The organism is Paenibacillus sp. MB22_1 (assembly GCF_047200555.1).
GTDB classification, from domain to species: Bacteria; Bacillota; Bacilli; order Paenibacillales; family Paenibacillaceae; genus Fontibacillus; species Fontibacillus phoenicis.
The window spans coordinates 1,173,611-1,198,916 of the sequence record NZ_JBLADV010000002.1; the positions used below are offsets into that span (position 1 = coordinate 1,173,611).

The following is a 25,306-nucleotide window of genomic DNA, read 5'->3' on the forward strand; positions in this document are numbered from 1 at the left end:
CGGTTCATTCCGACCGGCCTCCCATCCAGCGTCCCGGATCTTTAAGCGGTTCGTTATCGGAGAACAAATCCGGCTCCTCCTTCAACATTTCCGTAATCACTTCCGCCACGCCGGCCGCATCGCAGACCCGTACCACGGCATCTCCCAATTTCCCCTTGCGCAAGGCACCTCGATGCTCAAGCACTTCTTCCACCTTCCAAAAATGCTCCGACCAAGGCAACCCGCAATGTCTGCGGGAAGGGACCGGAATTTCTGCACCGTCCGGCGTGATTGTGTACAACATTTCGTGATCGTCCGTGAGTCTTCCCGGGATATCCACCCACTCCTCGACCCCATGGATGAAGGTATTCCGTCTCAAATCGACCCCAACGAGCAGAATTGTCGCTTTGCGGTCGAGCAGCTTCCCCCACGAGGATCCTCGGGCACAAGGCGTATCAAACAGATGATCCTCCGCCGTAAACGCCTTAGCGTCCCATCCTAACGCGGCGACCGAATGGGTGGGATGCCACGACCGGATGACGCCGGGTCTCTTGCGGAACAGCTCCGGCAGAATGCCAACGCACACCGGCGAATGCTCCACCTCAAATCGGGGGCGATCCTTATTGATATATGACCAAGTATGCGTGGGGAACACCAGCAGCCCCTGCGACATATACTCTGAAAACGCATCCAAAACTGTATCTGCGCCGCCCTCTACCTCACCTAGGCTTTTCATGGAGGAATGGACTAGCACGGTTCCTGCACTGTCCAACCCTAGGGCCTCCAGTTGGCGGATTAAACTCTCTTTCGTATGCCTCATCCTTGGCCCCTCCCCTCTCGTACAAACCTTGCTGCTTCAGCACACTGCTCCTCCGTCACCGCCTCCAGTGTCACGAAGCTAAGGGGCTTATGCTGCTCCAGCAGCCTCCAAAACAGCGGGTAGTTCAGCTCCCCTAGTCCTGCGGCGGTTTCTATCAATTCGCCGTTTGCGCCGCGTCGCAGATCCTTGGCATGGGCGCTGACGATGCACGAGCCCAGCAGATCGAAGGCCGTCTGGATCACTTCGTCCTGGCGGTCGAAGTTAGCGGCATTCATCAAATTGCATGGGTCGAGAACGACGCCCACACAGGAGGAGGGGAAGCGTTCCAGCGTTTGCGCCATCGTCTCCGGCGAGTCGATCAAGTGCCCTTGGGCCGCTTCAAGGCCGATGGTGACGCCCCAGCGTTGGGCTTCATCGACCAGCTCCTCCAATGCGCGGTTGAGGCGCACCCAATACTCCGGCAATCGTTCCGGGTCCGCCGGCTTGCCAACCTCCGTCGCCACGATCGGCGCACCAAAATGCCGCGCATGGCGCAGATGCTCCTTGAACCGGTCCACATTGTGCCGGTAGCTCTCCTCATCCAAGTCGATCAGGCTGGCATAACAGCCCAGCACGGCGATCCGCACACGGTGGTCCGCAAACGCGCCGCCGATCTCAGAAGCCAAGCCCGGGCTTAATTTGCCCAGCGAGCAATCCACGTCCGAAATGGCTTTGGACAACGCCAACTGCACATAAGGAAATTCATAGGCGGCCACCTTCGCCGCCAACTCTCGAAAAGGCTGCTTCCCCAACAAATGCGCCAAAATTCCTGCCGACACTTGCCTCTCCTCCTTTTTCTCATATCCCATAGGTAAACGATAGAGCACGCTCAACATGACCCTCAAGCCTTCGATGGACTGCTTCTTCGATACAATTGATTGATTTGGTTCGCTAGATAGCTCGGACTATAAGGGGTACCTTCCTCAATCCACCAGGTGACGATCCCCAGCGTCGATGCGGCAATGACCTCTATCGGAACTTGCTTGGAGGGATCTGCCGGCTTCCTGCGCTCCCGCCGCGTCGAAACGATGTTCATCATGATCTCGAACAGTTGATGGCGGAACTCTTTATTTTCGAGCAGCACTTGGAATAACGCCGCGTTCTCGTAAATCTCCTCCAGGAAGGAAACGAGCGGATTGTTGTCCTTCGTCGGGCCGCTCTCGGTGAGCGGGTGAATTCTCCGGGCCAACTCGTCTAACACTTCCTTCGTCAGCTGCTCCAGCAAATCCTCCACATCGCGATAATGCAAGTAAAACGTAGCGCGGTTTAACCCCGCCCGATCGGCCAAGCCTTGCACGGTGACTTTGCGCAGATCGGTGTTCTCTTGCAGCAATGCGATCAACGCCTCCCGGAACATTCGCTTGGTCCGAATGACGCGGGGGTCTACCTTGCGCTCCTTATTGCTCGACATTTCGTTTCTCCTTTGACGATCATCTGCAAATTATTCAACACAGACCCGGTCAACTGTTGATTAGTCTACACTTCGGCGGAATGTGTAAATGGTCTTTTGAATCGTTGCGTGGTAGTATTTTTTATCGACAGAATATCAATTACTTGACTACCCGTCAATGAATTCCCCTTTGTGAAAGGAGCAACACCGTGAACACCGCAACACCAAATGTGAATAAAAAAATCCTGATGCCCGTCCTGCTCTTGGGCTCGTTCTTATCGATCTTGAACCAAACGATCCTGAATGTCGCCTTGCCCGACTTAATGAAGGAATTCGCCATTTCGGCCACGACCGTGCAATGGCTGATTACCGGCTTCATGCTGGTGAACGGGATCCTCGTGCCGATTACAGCTTTTCTGATGCAACGATTCACGACCAGGCAGTTGTTCATTAGCTCCATGCTCTTGCTGCTCGCCGGAACGTTCATTAGCGCCGTCGCTCCCAGCTTTCCGTTTCTATTAACGGGGCGGTTGATTCAAGCCGCAGGGGCGGGCATTATCATGCCGCTGTTGATGATGGTCGTGATGGTGATCTTCCCGAAGGAAGGGCGCGGCGCAGCGATGGGACTCATCGGTCTCGCCATGATCGTAGCCCCGGCGATTGGCCCGACTTTGGCCGGCTTGGTGATCGAGCATTTTTCCTGGCGGTGGATTTTTATCGGGATGCTGCCGCTGGTTACCATCGTCATTCCGTTAGCGATGAAATACATGGTGAATGTCTCGGAGACCTCGAAACCTAAGCTGGACCTTGTCAGCATCATTTACTCGACGTTGGGGTTCGGCGGTCTTCTTTTTGGCTTCAGCAATGCAGGAAATAAAGGCTGGGGGAGTGCCGAAGTGCTGGCGTGTCTGATTGTCGGCGGTATTTTCCTGTTCATGTTCTGCTGGCGGCAGTTTACTTCGTCCACACCGCTGATGGATTTGCGAGTATTTAAGGAAAAGATGTACTCCGTCACCACGATCATCAGCATTATGATTATAATGGTGATGTATGCGGATATGATCCTGTTGCCGATTTACTTGCAGACCAGCCGGGGCTTCTCGGTGCTGGACACCGGCTTGCTGCTGCTGCCAGGGGCTTTAATTAATGCGTTATTGTCGCCGGTTTCCGGACGTTTGCTGGATAAATTCGGGGTCAAGCCGATTGCGATTATCGGGCTGTTGTTTACGATTCCGGCGATTTGGGGCGTTACGCATTTAACGGAAACAACGTCGTATACGTACCTGGTATTCCGTACGATTGTACTGCGCATCGGCTTGAGCTTCTTAACGATGCCGCTGAATACCGCGGGACTCAACGCTCTGCCGAAGCAGTTAAATGCCCACGGTTCGGCCGTAACGAATACGGTCCGTCAGGTCGCCGGTGCGATCGGAACAGCCTTGGTGGTCACCATTTATACCACGCGAACCAAAAGTCATGCCGCCGAGCTGATGCATTCAGGTCAAACCTTGTCTAAGGCACAGCTGAAAGAGATGTCGACCATTCTAGGAACCAACGACGCTTATCTTTGCATGGGAATCCTGAGCATCGTGATCCTGGCGGTGACGATCTTCATGCCAAATCGCCGAGGCGAAGCAAAGCTGAAGGGAACCCGAGGAACGCAAGAAAACGTACAACCGTCCGTAGAAGAAGTTTAAGGCGACCTAAGGTCGCCTTTTTTAGGTTGATTCAGGATCCGGACGAAATAAATTGAATGACACCAATAAGGACCAGCGCTAACCAGACCGAACCAATGATCACGAGAATATTTTTGATGACCTTCCACCGTTTATCTTGAGAATAAAGGCGTTTCTCCAGCTCGTTTAGCCGTTGCTCAATTTCCAGTTCCGCTTTATTAGAATGCTCACCCATGACCCCCACCTCCCTTTGCTATATCATATCAGCCCTCCATAATATACACAATTTGTAAAATCCAGACCTGCGTTTCTGGTCGAAAATCCTCATGACAAGTCCTTCCAGATCCATTAAAATATTTAAGGAAAATTTTAAACGATTTTGTCGGCACATGAATTCACCCGACATGTCAGGGAGTACCCCAAATTCGAAGGAGGAGTGAACTTGATCAAATCCCGCAGTCCTAAATTTATCCTTGCATCCTTGCTTGCGGCCAGCCTGGCAGCCCTGCCATTCACGGCGTCTGCAGCAGACACGAGCAGTGCAGCAACCGTCGAGCTCCGCATTATGGAGACGACCGACCTGCATGTGAACATCGTGAACTACGATTACTTTGCGGACAAGCCTACCGATGAGTACGGCTTGGCCAAGACCGCCACGCTGATCAAGCAAGCGCGTGCGGAAGCGAAGAACAGCTTGCTGATCGACAACGGTGATCTGATTCAAGGCAATCCGTTGGGCGACTATGTCGCGACGGTAGACAAGCTGCAAGAGGGCGAGACCCATCCGGTCTACAAAGCAATGAATTTGCTTGGTTATGATGTCGGCAACTTCGGCAACCACGAGTTCAACTACGGTCTGGATTTCCTGAATACGGCGGTAGCAGGTTCGGATTTCCCTTACGTCAACGCCAACATCTATTTTGATGACAAAGATCAAGACCCTTCGAACGACAAAAATGTCTTCACTCCGTACATCATCCTCGATAAAGAGGTGACCGACAGCACCGGAGCGAAGCATACGCTGAAGGTGGGCGTGATCGGCTTCGTGCCGCCGCAAATTCTGTCTTGGGACAAGGCGAATCTGGAAGGGAAAGTAATCACGAAGGACATTGTAGAAACTGCGAAGAAATTCGTACCGGAGATGAAAAAGGCTGGCGCAGACCTCATCATCGCGGTACCGCACTCCGGCTTCGAGGACATTCCGCAAACCCCGCTGATGGAGAACTCCGTCCTCTACCTGAGCAAGGTGGAAGGCATCGACGCGATCCTGTTCGGTCACGCGCATAAGGTGTTCCCGAACGCTTCCTTCGAAGGCAAAACCGGCGTCGACCTGGCCAAAGGGACGATCAACGGTGTTCCTGCCGTAGAACCGGGATATTGGGGCAACAACTTGGGGATCATCGACCTGACGCTGGAGAAATCCGGTGATACTTGGACGGTGAAGAATTCCAAAGTCGCTGTGAAGCCGATTTACGATATGGAGAATAAGAAGCCGCTGGTAGATGCCGACCCAACGATCTGGGACGCGATTAAAGAGGACCACGAAGCTACCCTGGAATACATCCGCGGCCCGGTGGGCAAGACAACGGCTCCAATTAACAGCTGGTTCGCCCTGATTCAGGACGATCCTTCCATCCAAATCGTGACCAACGCGCAAAAATGGTACGTCGAGAAGCATCTGCAAGGCACGGAATACGAAGGATTGCCCATACTGTCGGCAGGCGCTCCATTTAAAGCCGGCGGACGTCAAGGCGCGAACTACTATACGGATATTCCTGCCGGGGATATCGCGATTAAGAACGTAGCCGACCTGTACCTGTACTCCAACACAGTAAACGCTGTGCTGGTAACCGGCGCCGAGCTTAAGGAATGGCTCGAATGGTCCGCCGGACAGTTCAACCAAATCGATCCGAACAAAACGGAAGAGCAAGAATTGGTGAACTACGATTTCCCTACGTATAACTATGATGTGATCGACGGCGTAACGTATCAAATCGACGTGACGCAACCGGCGAAATACGATGCGAAAGGCAACTTGGTCAATGAAAAAGCCAGCCGGATCGTGAATCTGTCCTATAACGGCAAGCCGATTGATCCTGAGCAAAAATTCGTTGTCGCCAGCAACAACTATCGCGCGTCGTCCAGCAAATTTGCGAACCCGGACGGCAAGCGCATCATCCTGGCTTCGCCGGATGAGAACCGCCAAGTCATCATCGACTACATCCGTGAGAACGGCACGATCAACCCGACGGCAGACGGCAACTGGTCGCTCGCTCCGTTCGGTAACGCCAACGTGACGTTCGAAACTTCGCCAGCCGCTAAGGAAGCCGCTGCGAAGGCCGGCAACCTGGAGTATGTAACTAATACGGAAGACGGCTATGCCAAGTTCAAGCTGAGCTCGGCAGCGGAGTCGGTGAACCCGACTCCGGAACCAACGCCAACGCCAGAACCGACACCGGAACCTGCACCTGCACCAACACCGGCCCCTACGCCGAAGCCTGAACCTGCTCCTGCAACTGAGAAGGACATCGTCCACATCGTGAAGAAGGGTGACACGTTGTACCACATTGCACTGGAGCACGGCACGACGTGGCAAGCACTGGCCAAGTACAACAAACTGAAGAATCCGCACTTGATCCGGATTGGACAGAAGATTTTGATTCCGGTGAAGAAATAAGAACAGCGGTTTAAACCCAAAAGCCAAAGCCGCCTCCTGTAGGTCGTCATCCGACCCGCCGAGAGGCGGCTTTTCTTGATAGGTGTGCACACCTACAATTTCACCGTCTTGTTCAGCTCCGCTTCCGTTTCCTTGCCCGTCAGCTGGGAGAACATGCGCTTGATCACTTTGACGAGATTGCCGGTTTCCCAATATTCCGCCGCTTCGGCCTTCACTTTGATCAGGACTAGATTCGGATCGTCGCTGGTCGTATGCAGGAACTTGGCATAGGCGGCGTTCCAAAACTGCTTAATCTTCTCCCGGTCGTTGACCACCTCCGCCGTCCCGCGTACCGATACGTAGGAATCCCCAACGTACGACACGTTCACATGAGGATGATCCTTCAGCTGGCTGTATTTATCCGTCTCCTCTTTGGTGAGGAACCACAGATCCCCGTCAAATTCGACTTCCTGGGTTTTCATCGGACGCGCCACCAGCCCTTCCTTCGTCACCGTGGTCAGCATCGCGATGTCGATGCCCTTAATCAATTTCCGCACCGTCTCCACCGCTTCTTGGTGCGCCGTCTGGTTATTTGTCACTGTCATGTCTGTTCACTCCGTTTAGGTTATTTTTTCTTACCTGTTGTTAGATTGAACAGAACTTCTGAAAATAACCGCTAATCACGCTCCCGAGCTAACGGACCTCATTGGCGCTATTTATCCATTTCCCGAGAATTTCCCGTTGTAACGGACTCCAAGTACCTTATTGGGCTCTTTTTCTCATCATTCGAGTTCATCTTTGGCTAATAACGCCCCGTGAGTCCGTTAGAGCTGCGAACATCCCCTGCAAGGACATTTAACGTCTCTGGAGTCCGTTAGCTCAGTTGCCCATCCCAAAAAATCCCCCTGACAACACCTCTGTCCGGATTACATACACGAATAACATTTTTACTCTTGCGTTCCGCCCGTCAATCCCCGTACGAACGCCTCGAAGTTCGGCGCGAGAGGAGTGGCCTTCTTGCTGGCCTTCTCAACGTAAACCACCTCCGGCTCGCCAACGTTGGTGGATTCCCGATAATCAAGCATCACGACCCCGGTGTCAGACGGCGTATCGCAGAGGACCACACCGAATTCGGGATATCCTTCCCGCTCGATCGTGGCACGGCTTCCGGCTGCCCCGCACAGGGAGTGCGGTTTTTCCCGTCCGATGCCCATGATTCCTAGAATCTCGATGGTCTCGCCGGTTTGAGTCCGGAAGTATCGGTTCCGAGGGATTCCACCATTATGCACTTTCATCAGGTTCACATAAAAAGCCGGCAACCGGAAAACAAGTGACTCCTCCACAGACTCGACCAGCGCATCTGTAGGTGGCGCCGAGACGTACTTCTCTGCCGCAGGATTGTCATCGTCCCAGAAGCCCTCCGCGTCAAAATCCCCTTCGAAAACGACCGGTTCCGCCGCAATTTGCTCGCCCTCCGAACCCTTAGCTTCCGCCGCTTCAGACGCAGACGACTCCGATGTTGCTTCCTCGTCCCCAGCCTCGCCTGCAGCTGTCTTCTCTTCGATCCAACTCAAGAACTCCAACGTATCCTCGTCTCCCGGCTCCAACCGATCTGCCGTCTCAAACGCGATCCGCGCTTCGTCATACCGATCCAAATAGTAATACGCCAAGCCGATCCGATAATGCCACAACGGGTCATCCTGACCCTCATCAGCAATCTTCAGGAATTGCTCAACCGCCTCTTCGTACCGTTCCAGATTATTCAACGCACGCCCCAAATGACTGATCAGCTGATAATCTCTTTCTTCCTCCGGCACGTCCATGACCGCTTGAACGATCTTTTCGTATTCATCCTCTTCATGCCACGTTTGCAGCTGTTCCAATAGCTCTTCTCTCATTGATTGGCCTCCCAAGCGCATTGTCCATAAGAAAATTATACCATTCCCGGGACATGCATCACCAGCGAAGCCCATCGGAGTTGAAATGTTGCCCGTCTTAACTTTCTGCTAACCAATTCTCCGCCTCGGCTTGGCTGGCAAACACCCGAAGAGTATTCCCCCGATGGGACTCTGCGAGCAGGTCCTTCATCCGGTCTTTAATGAGGCTCCCGTCGGCAACCACAAGGGCAGTCCGAAGCGAGAAGTTCACAAATTTCTGCAGAATCTCTCCGGCCAATCCCGTTCTCAAGTTGAAAAAATCCTCGGACAACGCCTCAGCATAAACAATGAGCCGTCCGGCGTTGTGCTCGATGCACGCTTCGATGAGGCGAATCGCGTCCTGCCCGGTGGTGATCGGCGGTTCGGCGGACGTGACGACCACGATGGTTTGGTTATTTTTCTCCACAACTTGATAGTTCACAGGTTTCTCCCCTTTCTTATTCGAACGAATCCCCAAATCCTCGCGAAGTTGGCGGATCCAGTCCAGCTCGCTCCGGTATTGCTCCAGAACCCGTCCATGAATTTGATCCCAGAGATAGGCTTCCCGAGGGGTGCGACGCTGGGAAAACTCACCCCGGCGCAGCTTCTCCTCCTCTGCGGCGAGCTGCAGATAAATTTCGTGCTCATACCCCGTAAGGAGGGCGTTCAGTTCGTCTTCACCCAACGAATCCGCCCAGGCGAGGCGCACGAGGAAGGTATTTTTGAACTCCGGCAGCTCTGGCGGGGACAGTACCCAGGCCTTCAGTTCTTCCCGCCCGGCATCCGTGATCGTGTAGATCTTCTTCGATGGGGCGCTGTCTTGATGCTGGACCTCGTTCGTCACCCAGCCCTCCTCCAGCAGCTCAACTAACGCCTTGTAAATTTGATTGTTATTGCCCGACCAAGGCATAAACGGTGAATCCTGAATGATCTTCTTCAAATCGTAACCGGTCAGAGACCGGGCGCTCAGCATCCCCAAAATCGCGTAATTGATCGACATGTTGCTCACCTCTGTTTTGTTTAACGTATGTTATTAGTAACATATGTTTTCTAAAACGCAATAGTCTAGGGTAAGGCGTAGGGGGAGAAGAAACTGGGTGAGCTAAGAAGACGAAGGGTGCTCGGTGGCTAGTAGAACTAATTGGTGCGGATGAGCTAAGGGACAGGAGAGCCGTTATTGGAGCAAAATAGGTTGGCTCCTAATACTTAACGGACTCCACAGACCTTATTCAGGTTGGTTTGGCCAAATTCTTGCCTGTACCCGACTCATAAAGGCACTCCGGTCCGTTAAAACGGGAAATCGCCGGGAAATTGAACAATAAGGACATTACGGTCCGTAGCTGAAACGTCGGCTCAATGTCGTAGCCCCGCCATACATTTCTGGATGGGGGACTCCATTTTTGCTATACTAAGACTATGAAAACCACGATAACTACACCTAATCCGGAACCAAAGCTTACGAAAAAAGGGAGAGAAACGCGCAGCCGCATCATCGCTGCCGCTGCTAAACTGATGTTCGAACGCGGGGTCGCGGGGACGAGCGTGGAGGATGTGCAGAAGGAGGCGAAGGTCAGCTCCTCGCAGCTTTATCATTATTTTAAGGAGAAGCGGGATCTGGTGCTGGCCGTCATCCTATACCAGACCGAGCAGGTGTTAGGTGCACAAGAACCCTTGCTCAGCCATCTGGACAGCATGGAAGCCCTGCAGGCCTGGCGTGACGCCGTGATCCAATCGCAGATTGACCGGAAGTTTCAGGGCGGATGCCCCATCGGTTCATTGGCCAGCGAGCTGGCCGATATGGAACCAGCGGCCCGGTCTGCGCTGGCTTCCTGCTTCCTGCAATGGGAGCAGGCGATTAGCCAAGGGCTTCGTGCGATGCGGGATCGCGGTGAAATGCGCGCTGACGCCGATCCGGACCGGCTGGCACTGGCGCTGCTGACGGCGCTGCAAGGCGGACTGCTCATGACGCAGGTTCGCAAAGATATCTGCGCACTAGAGGCCGTGCTCGATGCGATGCTGGAGCATATCCGCTCCCATCTGGTCTAGAAACCACCCAGAAATGAAAATACGATATGAGGTACTCAGAAGGAGGGAAATTCGCCGTTTTCATCCCCCCCGCAACCGGCGGAAAGCGCTTGGTTGCGGGGTTTTTGCGTTTTCGGGCCGGGGCTCGCCAACAAAATAAAAAAATTGGAGTTGACAATCCAAAAAAAATCTAAACCCGCTGGGGGAAACCGCGAACCTCTTCGACAAGCTGTCCCAAGGTCCGGTTGTGCTGACCTTTCAGAACATCTTCCTGAATCAGTTCAATCTGAATCTGGCGGAATATAACGCCACCAACCTTTGGATTCTGCCGATTCCGTCTACGTTTATGATCGACGAGTCCGGCATCATCCGCTCTGCCTATGTCGAACCGTACTTCATGAAACGCCCCGATCCGGAGGATATCCTGGAGCGGTTGAGACAGTTGTAATCATCGCCTTAGGATCGACGTTGCGACGCATGTTCCGGTTGGTCCTGGTGCCCCTCCCTCGCCATGTCAGACGAAGGGCGTTCAGAATCACCAAAATCACGCTGAACTCATGAATAAACATCCCCGAGGCTAAATAAATATGCCTCGTTAATACCCCCGCCAGCAACAGAACCACGACCGTGATGGCAAACGATACGTTTTGCTTCATATTGCGGACCGTACGCTTCGCCAGCTGGCGGGCATATACGAGCTTATCCAGCCGGTCAGCCATAATGACCGCATCCGCAGTCTCTATCGCAATGTCCGTCCCCGCACCTCCCATCGCCAGCCCGATGTCCGCGGCGGCTATAGCCGGCGCGTCGTTGATGCCGTCTCCAAGCATCGTCACACGTCTGCCCTGCCGTTGCCATTCCTGGATCAACGCCACCTTATCTGCCGGAAGAAGCCCGGCGTGCACCTGGTCAATCCCAAGCCGGTCCGCAACCTGCTGAGCGGCATGCCGATTGTCGCCGGTCAGCATCACCACTCGCTTCACGCCTTTCCGCTTGAGCCCTTGGATCACTTCCTTCGCTTCGGCACGAATCGGGTCTGCGATGGCGATAACGCCAATCAACATGCGGTTAACCGCGGCAAATACCACCGTACACCCGCGCTTCTCTTGACGTTCTGCCTCGTCCCATACCTCCTTGCTTATGGACACGCCTTGCTGCTCCAACCACTCCCGCTTCCCGACCCGAACCGTCTGTCCACGAACCTCACCGTAAATCCCGCTTCCTTTGTGTACTTCCACCTGCTTCGGTCGATCCGCCGGCTCTACCTTCCGAGCCTTCGCCGCATTTACAATCGCTTGTCCAAGCGGATGCTCCGAGGCCGCTTCCACTGCAGCCGTCAGCTCCAACAGCTCGCGTTCCTGCATGCCGCCGTAGGTGTGTACCGCAACCACGGAAGGGTTCCCCTCCGTTAATGTCCCGGTCTTATCGAACGCAACTACCTCCGCCCGGGCCAGATTCTCCAGCACCTCCCCGCCTTTGATCAGCAAGCCGTTTGCGGCGCCGTTTCCCAATCCGGCAACCATTGAGACCGGTGCGGAAATCACCAAAGCCCCCGGGCAAGCGATCACCAGAAACGTCAGCGCGAGCTCGGGATTCCGAGAGACGAGGAACACCAGTACCGCCAACAGCAGCATCCCCGGCGTATAGTAGGAAGCGAACTTGTCCAAAAACCTTTGCGTCTTCGCCTTAGATTCCTGGGCTTCTTCCACCAGCTCAATAATTTTGGCAAAGGTTGTTTCCTCCCCAACCTGCTCGGCAATGACTTCCAGGTAGCCCGTATCCACGGTCGTTCCGCTGAACACTCGGTCACGGACCTGCTTGCCGACGGGTACCGGTTCGCCGGTAATCGCCGCTTCGTTAACTAGGGCTTGGCCGGAAGCGACCTGGCCGTCGACCGCGATCTTGCTGCCGGACGGCAGAAGCACCCGATCCCCGCGCACCACTTCGGACGCGAGCACTTTGACCTGAACGCCGTCCCGCAGGACGAGGGCTTCCGCCGGGGCCAGATCGATCAAGGCTTTCAAGGCGGAGCGCGTCTTGCCCAACGTAATCGCCTCAAGGTATGCCCCGAGCCGGAATAAGAAGGCCACCGCGGCAGCCTCAACGTATTCGCCGAGGATAACCGCCCCGATCATCGCGATCGTCACCAATAGCTCGATGCTGAAGACGCGCATGCGGAGCGATCGAAAGGCTCGGACAGCGATCGACCAACCGGATAGGGCCGAGGCCAGCAGCAGTGCGGCGCTTCGGGCCACCTCCCATCCCAGGAGGTAGAACACCCCCGCCAGGGCCAGTATCAGCCCCGACGCCAACAGCGCCGCCGCTTTACGAGGCTTGGCCATCGCCATGCCCTCCCCCCGCCAGCACTGGATACCCCAGCTTGGCCAGCATGTTCTGAAGCAGCTCCTCCTGCACCAGGCTCTCATCGAACCGGGCCTTTACCTGGCTGGAGTGGAACAACACTTTGACTTCCTGTACCCCCGGCTGTTTCGACAGCGCGCTTTCGATTTTCTTGATGCAGCTTGGGCAGGTTAACTCTTCTACTTTCCATTTGACGGTAATCATTGGACATATCCCCTTTCGGTTATCGATGGCTTCATCGTAACTCGGGAACCAGGGGCATTCCTTGATTCGCGTCAATTTGAGGACGACCTAGAGACCAGAAGACCCCGCGCCAGCCGACCAGCCGCGACGGATTGATCCGGGATGCTAGACCTCGCGATCATTGATCGGGATGCCATCACTCGCAACGGATTTTTTCGAGATGCCTCCTATTGCGACGGATTGATTGGGATTCCGCCTCTCAAGTAAGTGTAACGCTTGTGACAAACGCTATTTGCGCCAAAATAGGCTGTTTCCAAATGTAACGCTTGCCTAGCACTCTATTGGGTCCATTTTCCGTGTTCCGCGGCGTATTTTCCGTCCATAAGCACGCTGACAAGCGTTAGAACGCCAGCCCCCCTGTTTTTCGCCAAATAAGCTTCGTGGTAAGCGTTAGCGTAAACAAGTTCCTCCCTTACCAAAAAAATATTTAAAATTAGCTATTGCCCTCCGAATCAGTTCCTGCTAATATTAAGGAGCATGATTTTTGGAAAGGTTGTATTCAATATATCGCGAGTCTTTCCAAGCAGATAATTTTTTGACCACTTTCCTTCGGGAAAGTTAAGGCCATACGGACAGCCGGGTCAAATGCCGATTGGCAACTTAGTTGCCTTATTGATTGAGTTAAAAGCTCAAATTTTATAAGTTGGTTACTTTACAACCAGTGCATAATGCACATCAACTTGTGAAACGGTCAATAAGAGTGGTAAAGGCGAATTATTTGCTAAATAGACTCTGATCAAACATGATATATTGAATATTAAGAATTCCGGAGCGTGCGTTCGTGCGAAGTCATTTCGTGCGGCGATGAAGACGGGCGTTCGTCCGTTGTGATGGAGCATTTCTTAATATTGACTATATCAGAAGCAAGTGATGCGCAGGTTATGCGTTCAATCACTTGCTTTTTTTACGTTTCACAGCACTTGTCAAATTTTAAAGAAGGTAGGAGATGGACAAATGGGAAAAGCATTAATCATCGGCTGCGGCGGCGTGGCTTCCGTAGCGATCCACAAATGCGTGCAAAACAGCGAGGTATTTGAAGAAATCTGCATCGCCAGCCGCACCAAGTCGAAATGCGATGCGCTGAAAGCGAAGCTGGACGGCGGCAAAACCAAAATCACGACAGCTCAAGTGGACGCCAACAATGTCGACGAGCTGATCGCATTGATCAACGAAGTGAAACCAGACATCGTGATGAACCTGGCCCTGCCGTATCAAGATTTGACGATCATGGAAGCCTGCTTGGCAACCAAAACGCACTACCTGGATACCGCGAACTATGAGCCGGAAGATACGGCGAAATTCGAATACAAATGGCAATGGGAATACCGCGAGCGCTTTGAGAAAGCCGGCATTACTGCACTGCTGGGCAGCGGCTTTGACCCTGGCGTAACGGGTGTATTCTCCGCCTATGCACTAAAACATCATTTTGACGAAATCGAGTACATCGACATCCTCGACTGCAACGCTGGTGACCACGGCTATCCGTTTGCGACGAACTTCAACCCGGAGATCAACATCCGTGAAGTGTCTGCGAAGGGCAGCTACTGGGAGAACGGCCAATGGGTCGAAACCGAGCCGATGGAAATCAAACGCGTCTACAACTTCCCGGAAATCGGGGAGAAAGATATGTACCTGCTGCACCATGAGGAAATCGAATCCCTGGCCTTGAATATTCCAGGCATCAAGCGGATCCGCTTCTTCATGACGTTTGGTCAAAGCTACCTGACCCACCTGAAATGCCTCGAAAACGTCGGCATGACTTCCATCGAGCCGATTGAATTCGAAGGCAAGCAAATCGTGCCGCTGCAGTTCCTGAAAGCCGTCCTGCCGGATCCATCTTCGCTCGGACCGCGCACGAAGGGTAAAACGAACATCGGCTGCATTTTCAAAGGGAAAAAAGACGGCAAAGAAAAAATGTACTACCTGTACAATGTCTGCGACCACGAAGAATGCTACAAAGAAGTTGGCTCTCAAGCCGTAGCTTACACGACGGGTGTTCCGGCCATGATCGGTGCGATGATGATCCTCAACGGCACTTGGAACAAACCGGGCGTCTACAACATCGAAGAGTTCGATCCAGATCCATTCATGGATGCACTGAACAAGTGGGGCCTGCCTTGGAAAGAAAGCTTCAATCCGGTACCGGTAGATGCCTATCCGGAAGAGGAAGTCGCCGAAGAGCGCAAAGAAACGGAGTACGTTAGATAATATGCGCTTCGAGGAACTGCCAACACCTTGTTACGTGGTCGATGAGAAACTTTTGGAGCAAAACCTGAAGATCCTGGCCGGAATTATGGAGCGGACGGGTGCGAAGATTATTTTGGCGCAAAAAGCATTTTCGATGTACACGACCTACCCGCTGATCGGCAAATATTTGAGCGGCACGGCGGCCAGCGGCTTGTATGAAGCTCGGCTCGGCCGCGAGGCGATGGGCAAGGAGAATCACGTCTTTGCCCCAGCCTACCGGGAGGATCAGATCGACGAAATCATCGAGCTTTGCGATCATGTGATCTTCAACTCGTTCTCCCAAGTGGAGAAATATCGCGATCGGGTGCTGGCGGCTGGCAAAAAAGTCGGCTTGCGCATCAACCCGGAATGCTCCACCCAAGTAGGCCACGACATCTATAACCCTTGCGCGTATGGCTCGCGGTTTGGCGTGACGATAGAGCATTTCCGCCCTGAGCTGCTGGATGGCATTTCTGGCTTTCATTTTCATACCTTGTGCCAGCAGAACTCAGACGATTTGGTCACGACGCTGGATGCGGTGGAAGAGAAGTTTGGTCCATGGCTGTCGCAAATGGAATGGATCAATTTCGGCGGCGGCCATCATATCACGCGCGAGGACTACGATATTCCGCTGCTGGAAGCGTGCATTCGGCGGATGCAGGACAAATACGGCTTAGAAGTGTATCTGGAACCGGGCGAAGCGGTGGCGCTGAACGCCGGTTACCTGATCACAACAGTGCTGGATACGATGAAAAACGGCCTGGATATCGCCATCGTGGACGCCTCGGCTTCCTGCCATATGCCGGACGTGCTGGAGATGCCGTACCGTCCGCCGCTGTTTGGCTCAGGCGAACCGGGGGAGAAGCCGTACACGTACCGGCTGGGCGGACCCACCTGCCTGTCCGGAGACAATATCGGCGACTACTCCTTTGATGAGCCGCTGAAGCCCGGCGACCGCCTGGTGTTCGGCGACATGGCCATCTATTCGATGGTGAAGAACACCACCTTCAACGGCATGCCGTTGCCGGCACTCGTGTTGCAGCACAAGGACGGCGACTGCGAAATTTTGCATCAGTTTGGTTATGAAGATTTCAAAATGCGGTTGGCGTAAGGCGCCTCGATCGCTTAATCGGGGACTGCCCGGTCAGTGGACTGACGGGTGGTCTCTTTTTTTGTCCAAAACCATAATCCTGCACACCATTTCCATAGAAATACACCTTTATTTGGAAACGAATCCTCCTTACGATGGAAGTGCAGTACTTATACCGATCCTTGGGAAGAGGGGGAATGCGCCTTTTTGTGATATCGCTTACATTGGTATATTGAACAGAATTCGTAAACCGTGCCGCGGGGCTCACCACGACAACTCTGCCAGATGTAAGAAAGGGAGAAATCTTGAATCTGAAAGGAGAATGAATGACGTGAAAAGCCAAAGACGCATCATCACATGGATATGTATCGTCGCTATGTTCGCCACAACTTTCTTCACTTCAGCGGGGTGGACCGCACCTGTTCAGGCGGCAGGAGGGGCGAACCTGGCTGCGGGCAAACCCGCGACAGAATCCGGGCACGCCGATGTGTATCCCGCCTCCAACGTCACAGATGGCGATGCCAATACGTATTGGGAAAGCACGAATCAAGCTTTTCCCGGGTGGGTGCAAATCGATCTCGGCAGCACGGTTCAAATTGATCAGGTCGTCTTGAAGCTGCCTTCCAGTTGGGAAAGCCGGACACAAACTTTATCCGTGCAAGGCAGCACCAACGGGTCGAGCTTCACCGATCTGAAGGCTTCCGCCAGCTATACCTTTGACCCGGCTTCGGCCAATACGGTGACGATCAACTTTACAGCAGCCAGCGTTCGGTACGTGCGGATTCACATTACGGCCAATACCGTCTGGCCGGCGGGTCAACTCTCCGAAGTGGAGGTGTACGGCGCTGCACCAGCCGCGCCTTCCGTGATTCCGGGCAAGATTGAGGCGGAAAATTACTCCGCGATGAACGGCATTCAGACCGAACCTACCACGGATACGGGCGGCGGCCTGAACGTCGGCTGGATTCATGTCGGAGATTGGCTGGACTATAACGTCAACGTCGTTAGTGCGGGCACCTATACCGTCGAGTACCGGGTTGCGAGCAATGCAAGTACAGGCGAAATCCAGCTGAAGTCCGGTGGAACGACGCTGGCTACAACGACGGTGCCCAACACCGGAGGGTGGCAAAATTGGCAGACCGTGACGGCCACCGTGACGTTAAATGCCGGAACGCAAACTCTTCGCGTCTATGCCAGCGGTTATGATTTTAATATGAACTGGATCCAATTTACCCAGGGAAGCTCCGCAGATACGCAGCCGCCGACGGCTCCGACCAACCTGGCCTTCACTCAACCGACCTCCGGCTCGATCAAGCTGACTTGGAACGCCGCAACGGATAACGTAGGCGTAACCGGGTACGACATCTACGCCAACGGTCAGCTTCGCGACAGCGTCAACGGATCGACGCTGACTTATACAGACTCGCAGCCGGCGAATGTTACCGTCTCTTACTATGTCGTCGCCAAGGATGCGGCCGGTAACGTTTCGCCGCCAAGCAATACCGTGACGCGGAACGGCTCCGGAGGAGAAGCCGGAACCAATCTCGCCATCGGCAAGACGATTACCGCGTCCTCCTCAACGTATATTTTTGTTGCCGCCAATGCCAACGATAACGACGTCTCGACCTATTGGGAAGGCAACGGCCATCCGAGTACGCTCACTGTAGATCTGGGTGCCAATGCCAACATTACGTCGATTGTCCTGAAGCTGAACCCTTCCAGCGAATGGGCAACACGTACCCAAACCATCCAAGTGCTGGGCCATGATCAAAATTCCACAACCTTTACGAACCTGGTCTCCGCCGCTTCCTATACGTTTAATCCTACTACACAGAACACGGTCACCATCCCCGTCAGCGCCACGGTAAGCCAAGTGCAGCTGCGGTTTACGGCCAATTCCGGGGCCCCCGGCGGGCAAGTGGCGGAGTTCCAGATCTTTGGAACACCTGCACCCAATCCGGATCTGACCGTAACCAATCTCTCCTGGTCGCCGGCCTCTCCGGATGAGACCCAAGCCGTTACACTCAACGCGGTGGTCCGTAATGCGGGGACCGTGGCATCCGGCACTACGAATGTGAACTTCTACTTAGGAAGCACCCTTGTTGGTACGGCCCCCGTTAGTGCGCTTGCCCCTGGTGCAACGGCGAACGTCTCCACCACAATTGATGCAAAAGACGCTGGTTCTTACGCCGTGATCGCCAAGGTGGATGAGGACAACGCGGTTTTTGAAACCGATGAAGCGAACAACACCTACACGCATCCCACGCCGCTCACGATCAACCAGGTACAAAGCTCCGACCTGATCGCAACCGCGGCTTGGACGCCTTCGAATCCGAGCGCAGGCAATACCGTCACCTTTACCGTGAACCTGAAAAACCAAGGCACGATCGCTTCCGCCGGCGGAGCGCACCCGATCACCTTAGAACTGAAGAACAGCTCGGGGACAACCGTACGAACGCTAAACGGTTCCTATAGCGGGACGCTTGCTCCGGGAGCATCCGTCAGTGTGACGATGGGAACGTGGACTGCAGTGGACGGCAGCTACACGGTAACGACAACGGTAGCTGACGATGCCAACGAGGTCGCAGTGAAGCGGAACAACAACAGCAGCACTGTCAGCTTATATTCCGGTCGAGGGGCTAACATGCCATTTACCGTGCTGGAGGCCGAGGCTCCTTCGAACAGCACCAATGGAACGCGGCTGGCGCCGAACTTTACGCCGGGTGATTTTGCCGGTGAAGCCTCCGGACGTTCGGCCGTTTATCTGGATGCCACAGGCGAGTACGTGGAGTTTACGCTGACTCAGCCCGCCAATGCGTTTGTGCTCCGGAATGCCGTAGCTGAGAATACCAACGGTACGATCAGTATCTATGTGAACGGCGTGGATAAAGGCAATTTTACCGTGACCTCCAAATTCGCATACGTGTACGCCACACCTTCCACGCTTGGAGAACTAGGGTACAATAACTCCGGCTCTAAGGCTTACTGGCTGTACGAAGACTCCCAGCTCTTGCTCGACCAAGTCTATCCGGCTGGCACGAAAATCCGAATCCAGAAGGATGCTGGGGACGTTCCTTGGATTTACGTGGATATGATCGAGACGGAGAACGTAGCTCCGCCGGCCTCAAATCCGGATCCTAGCAAATATGTTGAAGTTTCGACGACGAAATCGATTGAACAAGCGCTGAACGAGTTCCGCCAGGATCCGTCCAAGAAAGGGATTTTCATTCCGGCTGGGGAGTGGACGATTTCGTCGAAGATTTTCCTGTACGGCCGGGCAACGGAAATCATTGGAGCCGGTCCTTGGCACACCAAGCTGGTTGCACCGCAAAATCAAACGAACACCGACGTTGGGTTTAACATCAGCTCCACCGCAAACGGATCCACCATCAAGGACTTGTCCGCCTGGGGGAACTACGTCTACCGTCAGGACGGTCCAGGCAAGTTCATAGACGGGAACGGCATGCAGAACGTCAGCATTGAGAACATTTGGGCCGAGCATTTCGTTTGCCTGTATTGGGGCGTGAACTCTTCCTACAATACCTTCAAGAATAACCGGATTAAAAATATGTTCGCCGACGGCATCAACATGACCAACGGCTCTTCCTACAACGTGATCGACAACAACTATGCCCGCGGTACGGGCGACGACGCATTTGCCTTGTTTAGCGCAATTGACGCCGGCGGCTCGTACAATGTGGGGAACAAGTACACGAACCTCACCGCCGTCAACGTACGCCGGGCTGCCGCCTTCGCCGTCTACGGCGGCCAGAACAACCTGTTCCAGAACCTGTATGGCGCGGATACGCTCACTTACCCCGGCGTCACCATCAGCAGCTTAAGCTTCGGCTATAATACGCTGGGCTTCGGAGACCAAGATACCGTCATCGACGGCGTCACACTGGACCGTACCGGCGGTGATTTCTGGACCAGCGTCGGAGCGGACGACAAGATTAACGATTATCAGAACTTCGGGGCGATCTGGTTCTTCGGCGGAGACCGGGACTTCAAGAATATCCTGGTGAAGAACGTGGACATCAATAATCCGGTGTACTTCGGCTTGATGTTCCAATCCAAATCGCCGGAGAATCTGCCGATGCAGAACGTACGGCTAGAAAACATCACGATCAACAACCCAACCCGCTACGGGATTAAGCTGGTCGTGAGAGCGGAACAAGGCCAAGGACCTGTTGTTGGCGAAGCCCGCTTCACCAAGGTTAGGGTCAACAATCCGGGAATCACGGCCATCTATGGCGAGAACCAGACGCCGAATTTCAATGTGATTCGGGTTTCGGGCAATAACTGGTGATCCCAAAAAAGCACACAAAGGCGGTACCTGTCCAATGACGGGTGCCGCCTCTGTGCTGAAGGAACGGGATAATTATGAAAAAGTCGATCAGGAGAGAGATTCCTGACTTAAATCGGCAGCAGCTTCATGCGATCCTGCGCTTTCAGGCCTTCCACCATGTCGTACCACGCTTGCGGCTTGTTCGGCAGCACCGTGTAATACCGCTCCAGGAATTGCACGATCAGCGCCGTTTCCAGGCTGTCATCGTTGCCGTCCATCGGCAGGAAGCAAAGATCCAGCCCGCTGACCGCTTCTCCGTCATTGTTCCAGGACGGATGCACGTACGGAAAGTCCAGGCGCATGTACCCGAGGTGGGACAACACTTCGCGGCGTACGTATGGATCCATCGGCTTCACGCCGCCGAATTCGTGATGCTCCACCCGGTAAGGATTGTAGATTTCCGCGAACATCCCGCGCAGCTTCTTCCCGTTCGCCTCCGCCAAAGCGTGCAAATCGCGCAGCCGGCGATCCGCCAGGAACCGACCAATGCCAAGCCCGGCTTGGCCGATAATCGTGAAGTCGGTCATCGCCACGTTGAAGTCCTCATAATAACGGTACTCCGTCGCCCCAACAACCTGACCTTCGTGCACCGCGACGAAGACGCGAATGCCGGGGTCTTCCAGCGGCTCTTTCCATAGATCAAATTCCAGCACTTCCTCCGGCGGGAATACGTTTTGCATCAGCTGATGCATCGATTTGAACAAAGGATCCTGAATATTCGTGATTCGGATATATTCCATAACCTTATAACGCCTCCTATTCAAAATTGCGCTGGAGAAACGGATTTCTCCATTCCATCAATGCGGCGTAATTCCGCGATTCCTCATCTTCCAGATAATCACGCACGACCGTGACCGGCGTACGGCCGCAGCGCAGCAGGAAGGTGATCACCGGATCCTTCAGCTCACCTCTCACAACGGCGTTCAGATATTGCTCTGCCGTCATTTCCGCCGCGTACTTATGGTAGCCCGGCATTCTGCCGCCGCCCAGCAAACGCTGGAGGCCTTGGTGCACCACCAGCTCATACATGGACAACATCAGCCATTTGCCTAGGCCCCATTGCCGGTAGGACGGCCGGACGCTGATATCCACGACGTACAGCGTGTTCCCATCGGGGCGGTGGTTGCGGATGTACCCGTTATCGGTGATGTCCGCCCAAGAATGCTCCGGCTTGCCGGGGTCGAAATCGACCTTAAGCCCGGTCATGGAGCCTGCCAGCTCCCCGTTGACTTCGACGCATAACGCGCCTTCCGGGAACAACCGCACATGGTTGCTTAGCTGTTCCTCGTTCCACCATAATTCCGAAGGAAAAGGAGGCGGGAAGCTCTCCTGCTGAATGCGGATCAACCCCGGAAAATCCTTCTCTTCGTAGTTCCGAATCACGGCCGGCACCGGCCGACCCTGATCATTAAACACGTACCATTCTTTACGATACATCGCGTCTCTCCTCCATGGGCAGCCTGCGTTCTGCTTGGTTTAGTTCCAGTCGGTGTACAGATCGGTCCGACGATCTCGCCAGGTGGTGACGGAGCCTTTCTCCCGAACCTGATAGAGCAGCTCCAAATCCAGATCGGCGGTAACGATCATATCGTCATTGATCTCGCCTTCCACCAAAATGCCGCGCGGCGGAAACGGTACGTCGTTTGGCGTGATGACCGCCGCCTGCCCGAAGTTGCCCCGCATGAAGTCCACCGTCGGCAGCGATCCGACCGTCCCCGTGGTGACGATGTACACCTGGTTCTCGACCGCTCTCGCATGGCAGCAGTAACGAACTCGATGGAAGCCATGGCGGTCGTCCGTGCAGGATGGACAGAAAATGACGTCCGCGCCTTTCGCTTTGGCCATCCGGACGATCTCCGGAAACTCGATGTCATAACAAGTCAACATGGCGATTTTGCCCTTGTCGGTTTCAAACACTTCCAGGCCGTCGCCCGGCGTCATGTTCCATTCCGTCACTTCGGTAGGCGTAATGTGCAGCTTGGCTTGCTCCGCGATTCGCCCATCGGGATAAAACAGATGCGCCACGTTGTACAACCGGTCGCCTTTGCGCAGCACATGCGTGCCGCCGATGATATGCATTCCGGTCTGCCGAGCCAATCCGCTAAACAGAGTGCGGTATTGCTCTGTAAAATCCGGCAGCTCCTGGATGGTCAACGCTCTGCCGTCCGGCGAGCCGATCGACATCAGCTGCGTGGTAAAAAACTCGGGGAACAGCACGAAATCCGAGCTGAACTCCTCCGCGGTTTTGATATAGTGTTCGGCCTGACGGGCGAACTCGTCAAAGCTGCCAATCGTATGCAGATGATATTGGACAGCGGATACTCTTAATTTCATGGGGCTCCCCTTCCTTTTCTTGTTCCGTCTTCGTAAATTTCATCATAAAGTCAGCAAGAATGCAATTCCGTCGCCCTGCCGTGAACCCATCTCATAGATGAACCGGGAGACCGCCTCCCAACACGATCTCTTGTTCCGTCACGACGGATTCATAAGCCAAAATCCGCACCCCTTGCCGGGAGGCCTCTTCCAAGGCGTCCGCAAAGGCCGGATCCATGTCCCGGTAAGGCGTAAATTCGCGGCATCCCTGCATTTGCACCACAAAAAGCACCGTCCCGGTGTATCCTTCCTGAACGGCCTTAGCCAACTCCAACACATGTTTGGTTCCCCGCGCCGTTGGGGCATCTGGGAACATAGCGATACATTCCTGCTGGAGCGTGACGCCTTTGACCTCGATGAACCCTCGTTCCTCGTCTTTTTCGTAGTAGAGATCAAACCGGGAATCGCCGTAGGTGACTTCCCGCTTCACGCAACTGACCAGCCCGATCTCCGCGATCCGCCCTGCCTTCAGTGCCTCGAACGCTACCGGATTTGGCGCTTGCGAATCGACGTTCACCCAGCCTCCGTCCTTGGCAGCCGCAATCAAGGAATATTTCGTCTTCCGCTCGGGCCGATCAGAAACCTCCAGCAGAACCTCTGTATCCGTTAGCAGGAGCTCCTTCAGCCGACCGGTATTTTTCACATGCACCTGTTCCAAGGCACCGTCCACCACAACCTCGGCGATAAACCGGTTCACCCGCCGCTGGAGCTGTCCGTGTACGATGTTCCCATACTTCATCTTTCTTCACTTCCCTTAGGGATTACCAAGCCGCGATCATGCCGTCCGTCCGGGATTCCGTCCCGCCGGCCAGCACGCCGGTTTGCGGATCCCGCCAAATGATTTGGCCGCGGTCCCGCCCTTCGGCAGATCCATGGGTTTCGGGTCAAGCGCCGTGTCGCAGATCTCTTGGGTCCGTAACGAGGCGTATTCCCGGGACAACAGATATTCGGTCGAGACCGGCATATCCGCCGGCTCCGTGATCCAGGCCTGGCCATCCGTAAACGCGAGCTTGAGCGCCTCGATCTGACGATGCACTGTCTCCGCGAAGAGCCACTCGGGCTGCCCCAGCTGCTCATAGATATTTAAGGCCATCAACGCGACCATCCCCTGCCCGTTCGGCGGAATCTCCCAAACCTCATAGCCCCGGTAATTCGCCGAAATCGGTTCAACCCACTCCGGCCGGTAGGCAGACAAATCGGATTTTCTTAAAAAACCGCCATGCTCTACCATAAAGTCGTCGATCCGCTGGGCCAGCTCCCCTTCGTAAAAATCCCGCGCCTCACTGGCAGCAATCCGGCGCAAACTCTCCGCATGACCTTTCGAACTCCACACTTCCCCAATCTCAGGGGCGCGGCCTTGCGGAGCGAAGGTGTGGAACCAGGCTTCGAACTCCGGTCCCTCCTGTTTGCGGTACGCCTGGTAAGCCCGCGCCCAATATTTGCCCAAGATCGGCGTCAGGGGGTACCCTTCCTCGGCATACCGGATCGCCGGCTTCAAGCTCTCCGTCAAAGGACGTCTGCCGAACTTCTCGGCCAGCTCCGCCCAAGCCGCGGGGACTCCGGGGACCGTGATCGGCACCAGCCCCAGCTTGGGCATTTGCTCATGTCCCCGCCGCTTCACGGCCTCGGCCGTCAGCAGGGCCGGCGCCGGCCCGGAGGCGTTCAAGCCGTGGAGCTTCCCCTTCGTCCAGACGAGGGCAAACGCATCCCCGCCAATCCCGTTGGAGGTCGGCTCGACGACCGTCAGCGCCGCCGCAGCCGCAATCGCGGCATCAATGGCGTTCCCCCCTTGCTGCAGGATCTCAAGCCCGGCCTGTGCCGCCAATGGCTGGGACGTAGCTACCATTCCTTTTTTCGCGAATACGGTATAACGCTTGGACGCAAACGGGTGATGCAAGTAATCCATTGACCTCACTCCTTTGGCTTAGGGTTCATGCAGAAGTGTCTAGGTGCAATGTAGTCTTATCTCATGCTGGTATAATAACATAGAACATTTCGCAGGAATAGAACGGTACAAAAAAGACCCCCATAGCACCATCAGACGAACGTTCTCCAGGTAGGCCGCGTCCACACTCACCATATCCTTGTATCCGTTCAGAGTCACATTTTCCTTAGTTATCGGCAGCTGTTCAAGGGAAATTTGGATATACGGCTTACCCCAATG

20 protein-coding genes and 1 pseudogene are annotated in these 25,306 nt (G+C 54.5%); 7 read left to right on the top strand and 14 right to left on the bottom strand.

Annotated features, from left to right (window positions below; genetic code table 11):
• Positions 1–4: 4 nt before the first annotated feature.
• The 3 genes from ACL02P_RS17325 to ACL02P_RS17335 all read right to left on the bottom strand — a co-directional run bounded on the left by ACL02P_RS17325 (position 5) and on the right by ACL02P_RS17335 (position 2,249).
• Positions 5–799, bottom strand: a complete 795-nt coding sequence (locus ACL02P_RS17325; protein WP_323078229.1) for an AAC(3) family N-acetyltransferase — start codon at positions 797–799, stop codon at positions 5–7.
• Positions 796–1,617, bottom strand: a complete 822-nt coding sequence (locus ACL02P_RS17330) for a sugar phosphate isomerase/epimerase family protein (protein WP_412837780.1) — start codon at positions 1,615–1,617, stop codon at positions 796–798. Before ACL02P_RS17330 ends, ACL02P_RS17325 begins: the two co-directional genes overlap by 4 nt.
• A gap of 62 nt (positions 1,618–1,679) precedes the next feature.
• Complete coding sequence (locus ACL02P_RS17335) at positions 1,680–2,249, bottom strand: TetR/AcrR family transcriptional regulator (RefSeq protein WP_009223450.1); 570 nt, start codon at positions 2,247–2,249, stop codon at positions 1,680–1,682.
• Between the two features lie 227 nt (positions 2,250–2,476).
• Between ACL02P_RS17335 and ACL02P_RS17340 the strand changes: the two genes are divergently transcribed.
• On the top strand, positions 2,477–3,925 hold the full coding sequence (locus ACL02P_RS17340) for an MDR family MFS transporter (protein ID WP_412838259.1): 1,449 nt from the start codon (positions 2,477–2,479) through the stop codon (positions 3,923–3,925).
• Positions 3,926–3,956: 31 nt separating this feature from the next.
• Here the strand turns inward: ACL02P_RS17340 and ACL02P_RS17345 are convergent, their stop codons facing one another.
• The gene (locus tag ACL02P_RS17345) at positions 3,957–4,139 is read right to left on the bottom strand and encodes a hypothetical protein (RefSeq protein WP_260070410.1); all 183 of its coding nucleotides are present in this window, start codon (positions 4,137–4,139) and stop codon (positions 3,957–3,959) included.
• 207 nt (positions 4,140–4,346) lie between these two features.
• Between ACL02P_RS17345 and ACL02P_RS17350 the strand changes: the two genes are divergently transcribed.
• Positions 4,347–6,581: a bifunctional 2',3'-cyclic-nucleotide 2'-phosphodiesterase/3'-nucleotidase gene (locus tag ACL02P_RS17350; RefSeq protein WP_412837781.1), complete on the top strand. Its 2,235-nt coding sequence runs from the start codon at positions 4,347–4,349 to the stop codon at positions 6,579–6,581.
• Between the two features lie 92 nt (positions 6,582–6,673).
• Here the strand turns inward: ACL02P_RS17350 and ACL02P_RS17355 are convergent, their stop codons facing one another.
• From ACL02P_RS17355 to ACL02P_RS17365, 3 genes are all read right to left on the bottom strand, one after another.
• Positions 6,674–7,165 carry a pyridoxamine 5'-phosphate oxidase family protein gene (locus ACL02P_RS17355; protein ID WP_009223445.1) on the bottom strand — a complete coding sequence of 164 codons (492 nt, stop codon included), beginning with the start codon at positions 7,163–7,165 and terminating at the stop codon, positions 6,674–6,676.
• Positions 7,166–7,507: 342 nt separating this feature from the next.
• Positions 7,508–8,458, bottom strand: coding sequence for an SMI1/KNR4 family protein (locus tag ACL02P_RS17360; RefSeq protein ID WP_009223444.1), 951 nt, complete (start codon positions 8,456–8,458; stop codon positions 7,508–7,510).
• A 97-nt stretch (positions 8,459–8,555) separates the two neighbouring features.
• Positions 8,556–9,476, bottom strand: coding sequence for a DUF4180 domain-containing protein (locus ACL02P_RS17365; protein WP_412837782.1), 921 nt, complete (start codon positions 9,474–9,476; stop codon positions 8,556–8,558).
• Positions 9,477–9,892: 416 nt separating this feature from the next.
• Between ACL02P_RS17365 and ACL02P_RS17370 the strand changes: the two genes are divergently transcribed.
• The gene (locus ACL02P_RS17370; RefSeq protein WP_050769687.1) at positions 9,893–10,522 is read left to right on the top strand and encodes a TetR/AcrR family transcriptional regulator; all 630 of its coding nucleotides are present in this window, start codon (positions 9,893–9,895) and stop codon (positions 10,520–10,522) included.
• A gap of 226 nt (positions 10,523–10,748) precedes the next feature.
• Positions 10,749–10,949 (top strand): hypothetical protein, encoded by a 201-nt coding sequence (locus ACL02P_RS17375; protein WP_412837783.1) that lies wholly within the window; start codon positions 10,749–10,751, stop codon positions 10,947–10,949.
• Here the strand turns inward: ACL02P_RS17375 and ACL02P_RS17380 are convergent.
• Positions 10,897–12,843, bottom strand: coding sequence for a heavy metal translocating P-type ATPase (locus tag ACL02P_RS17380; RefSeq protein ID WP_412837784.1), 1,947 nt, complete (start codon positions 12,841–12,843; stop codon positions 10,897–10,899). The two genes, ACL02P_RS17375 and ACL02P_RS17380, sit on opposite strands and share 53 nt — an antisense overlap.
• Complete coding sequence (locus ACL02P_RS17385) at positions 12,827–13,066, bottom strand: heavy-metal-associated domain-containing protein (RefSeq protein ID WP_412837785.1); 240 nt, start codon at positions 13,064–13,066, stop codon at positions 12,827–12,829. The genes ACL02P_RS17380 and ACL02P_RS17385 overlap by 17 nt, the downstream gene beginning before the upstream one ends.
• A 993-nt stretch (positions 13,067–14,059) precedes the next feature.
• Here ACL02P_RS17385 and ACL02P_RS17390 point away from each other — a divergent pair.
• From ACL02P_RS17390 to ACL02P_RS17400, 3 genes are all read left to right on the top strand, one after another.
• A complete protein-coding gene (locus ACL02P_RS17390) occupies positions 14,060–15,313 on the top strand; it encodes a saccharopine dehydrogenase family protein (RefSeq protein ID WP_028538455.1) in 1,254 nt (417 codons plus the stop codon).
• A gap of 1 nt (position 15,314) precedes the next feature.
• Entirely contained in the window at positions 15,315–16,442 is a 1,128-nt protein-coding gene (gene nspC / locus ACL02P_RS17395; protein WP_412837786.1) for a carboxynorspermidine decarboxylase, read from the top strand.
• A gap of 301 nt (positions 16,443–16,743) precedes the next feature.
• Positions 16,744–20,730 carry a carbohydrate-binding protein gene (locus tag ACL02P_RS17400; protein WP_412837787.1) on the top strand — a complete coding sequence of 1,329 codons (3,987 nt, stop codon included), beginning with the start codon at positions 16,744–16,746 and terminating at the stop codon, positions 20,728–20,730.
• A gap of 107 nt (positions 20,731–20,837) precedes the next feature.
• Here the strand turns inward: ACL02P_RS17400 and ACL02P_RS17405 are convergent, their stop codons facing one another.
• The 5 genes and pseudogenes from ACL02P_RS17405 to ACL02P_RS17425 all read right to left on the bottom strand — a co-directional run.
• A complete protein-coding gene (locus ACL02P_RS17405) occupies positions 20,838–21,509 on the bottom strand; it encodes a hypothetical protein (RefSeq protein ID WP_009223435.1) in 672 nt (223 codons plus the stop codon).
• Between the two features lie 16 nt (positions 21,510–21,525).
• Positions 21,526–22,206 carry a GNAT family N-acetyltransferase gene (locus ACL02P_RS17410; protein ID WP_009223434.1) on the bottom strand — a complete coding sequence of 227 codons (681 nt, stop codon included), beginning with the start codon at positions 22,204–22,206 and terminating at the stop codon, positions 21,526–21,528.
• A gap of 39 nt (positions 22,207–22,245) precedes the next feature.
• Complete coding sequence (locus ACL02P_RS17415) at positions 22,246–23,103, bottom strand: carbon-nitrogen hydrolase family protein (RefSeq protein WP_009223433.1); 858 nt, start codon at positions 23,101–23,103, stop codon at positions 22,246–22,248.
• A 91-nt stretch (positions 23,104–23,194) separates the two neighbouring features.
• A complete protein-coding gene (gene sfsA / locus ACL02P_RS17420; RefSeq protein ID WP_260070421.1) occupies positions 23,195–23,881 on the bottom strand; it encodes a DNA/RNA nuclease SfsA in 687 nt (228 codons plus the stop codon).
• Between the two features lie 111 nt (positions 23,882–23,992).
• Positions 23,993–25,048 (bottom strand): annotated as a pseudogene (locus tag ACL02P_RS17425) (gamma-glutamyltransferase family protein); the annotation flags it as partial.
• Positions 25,049–25,306: the final 258 nt, after the last annotated feature.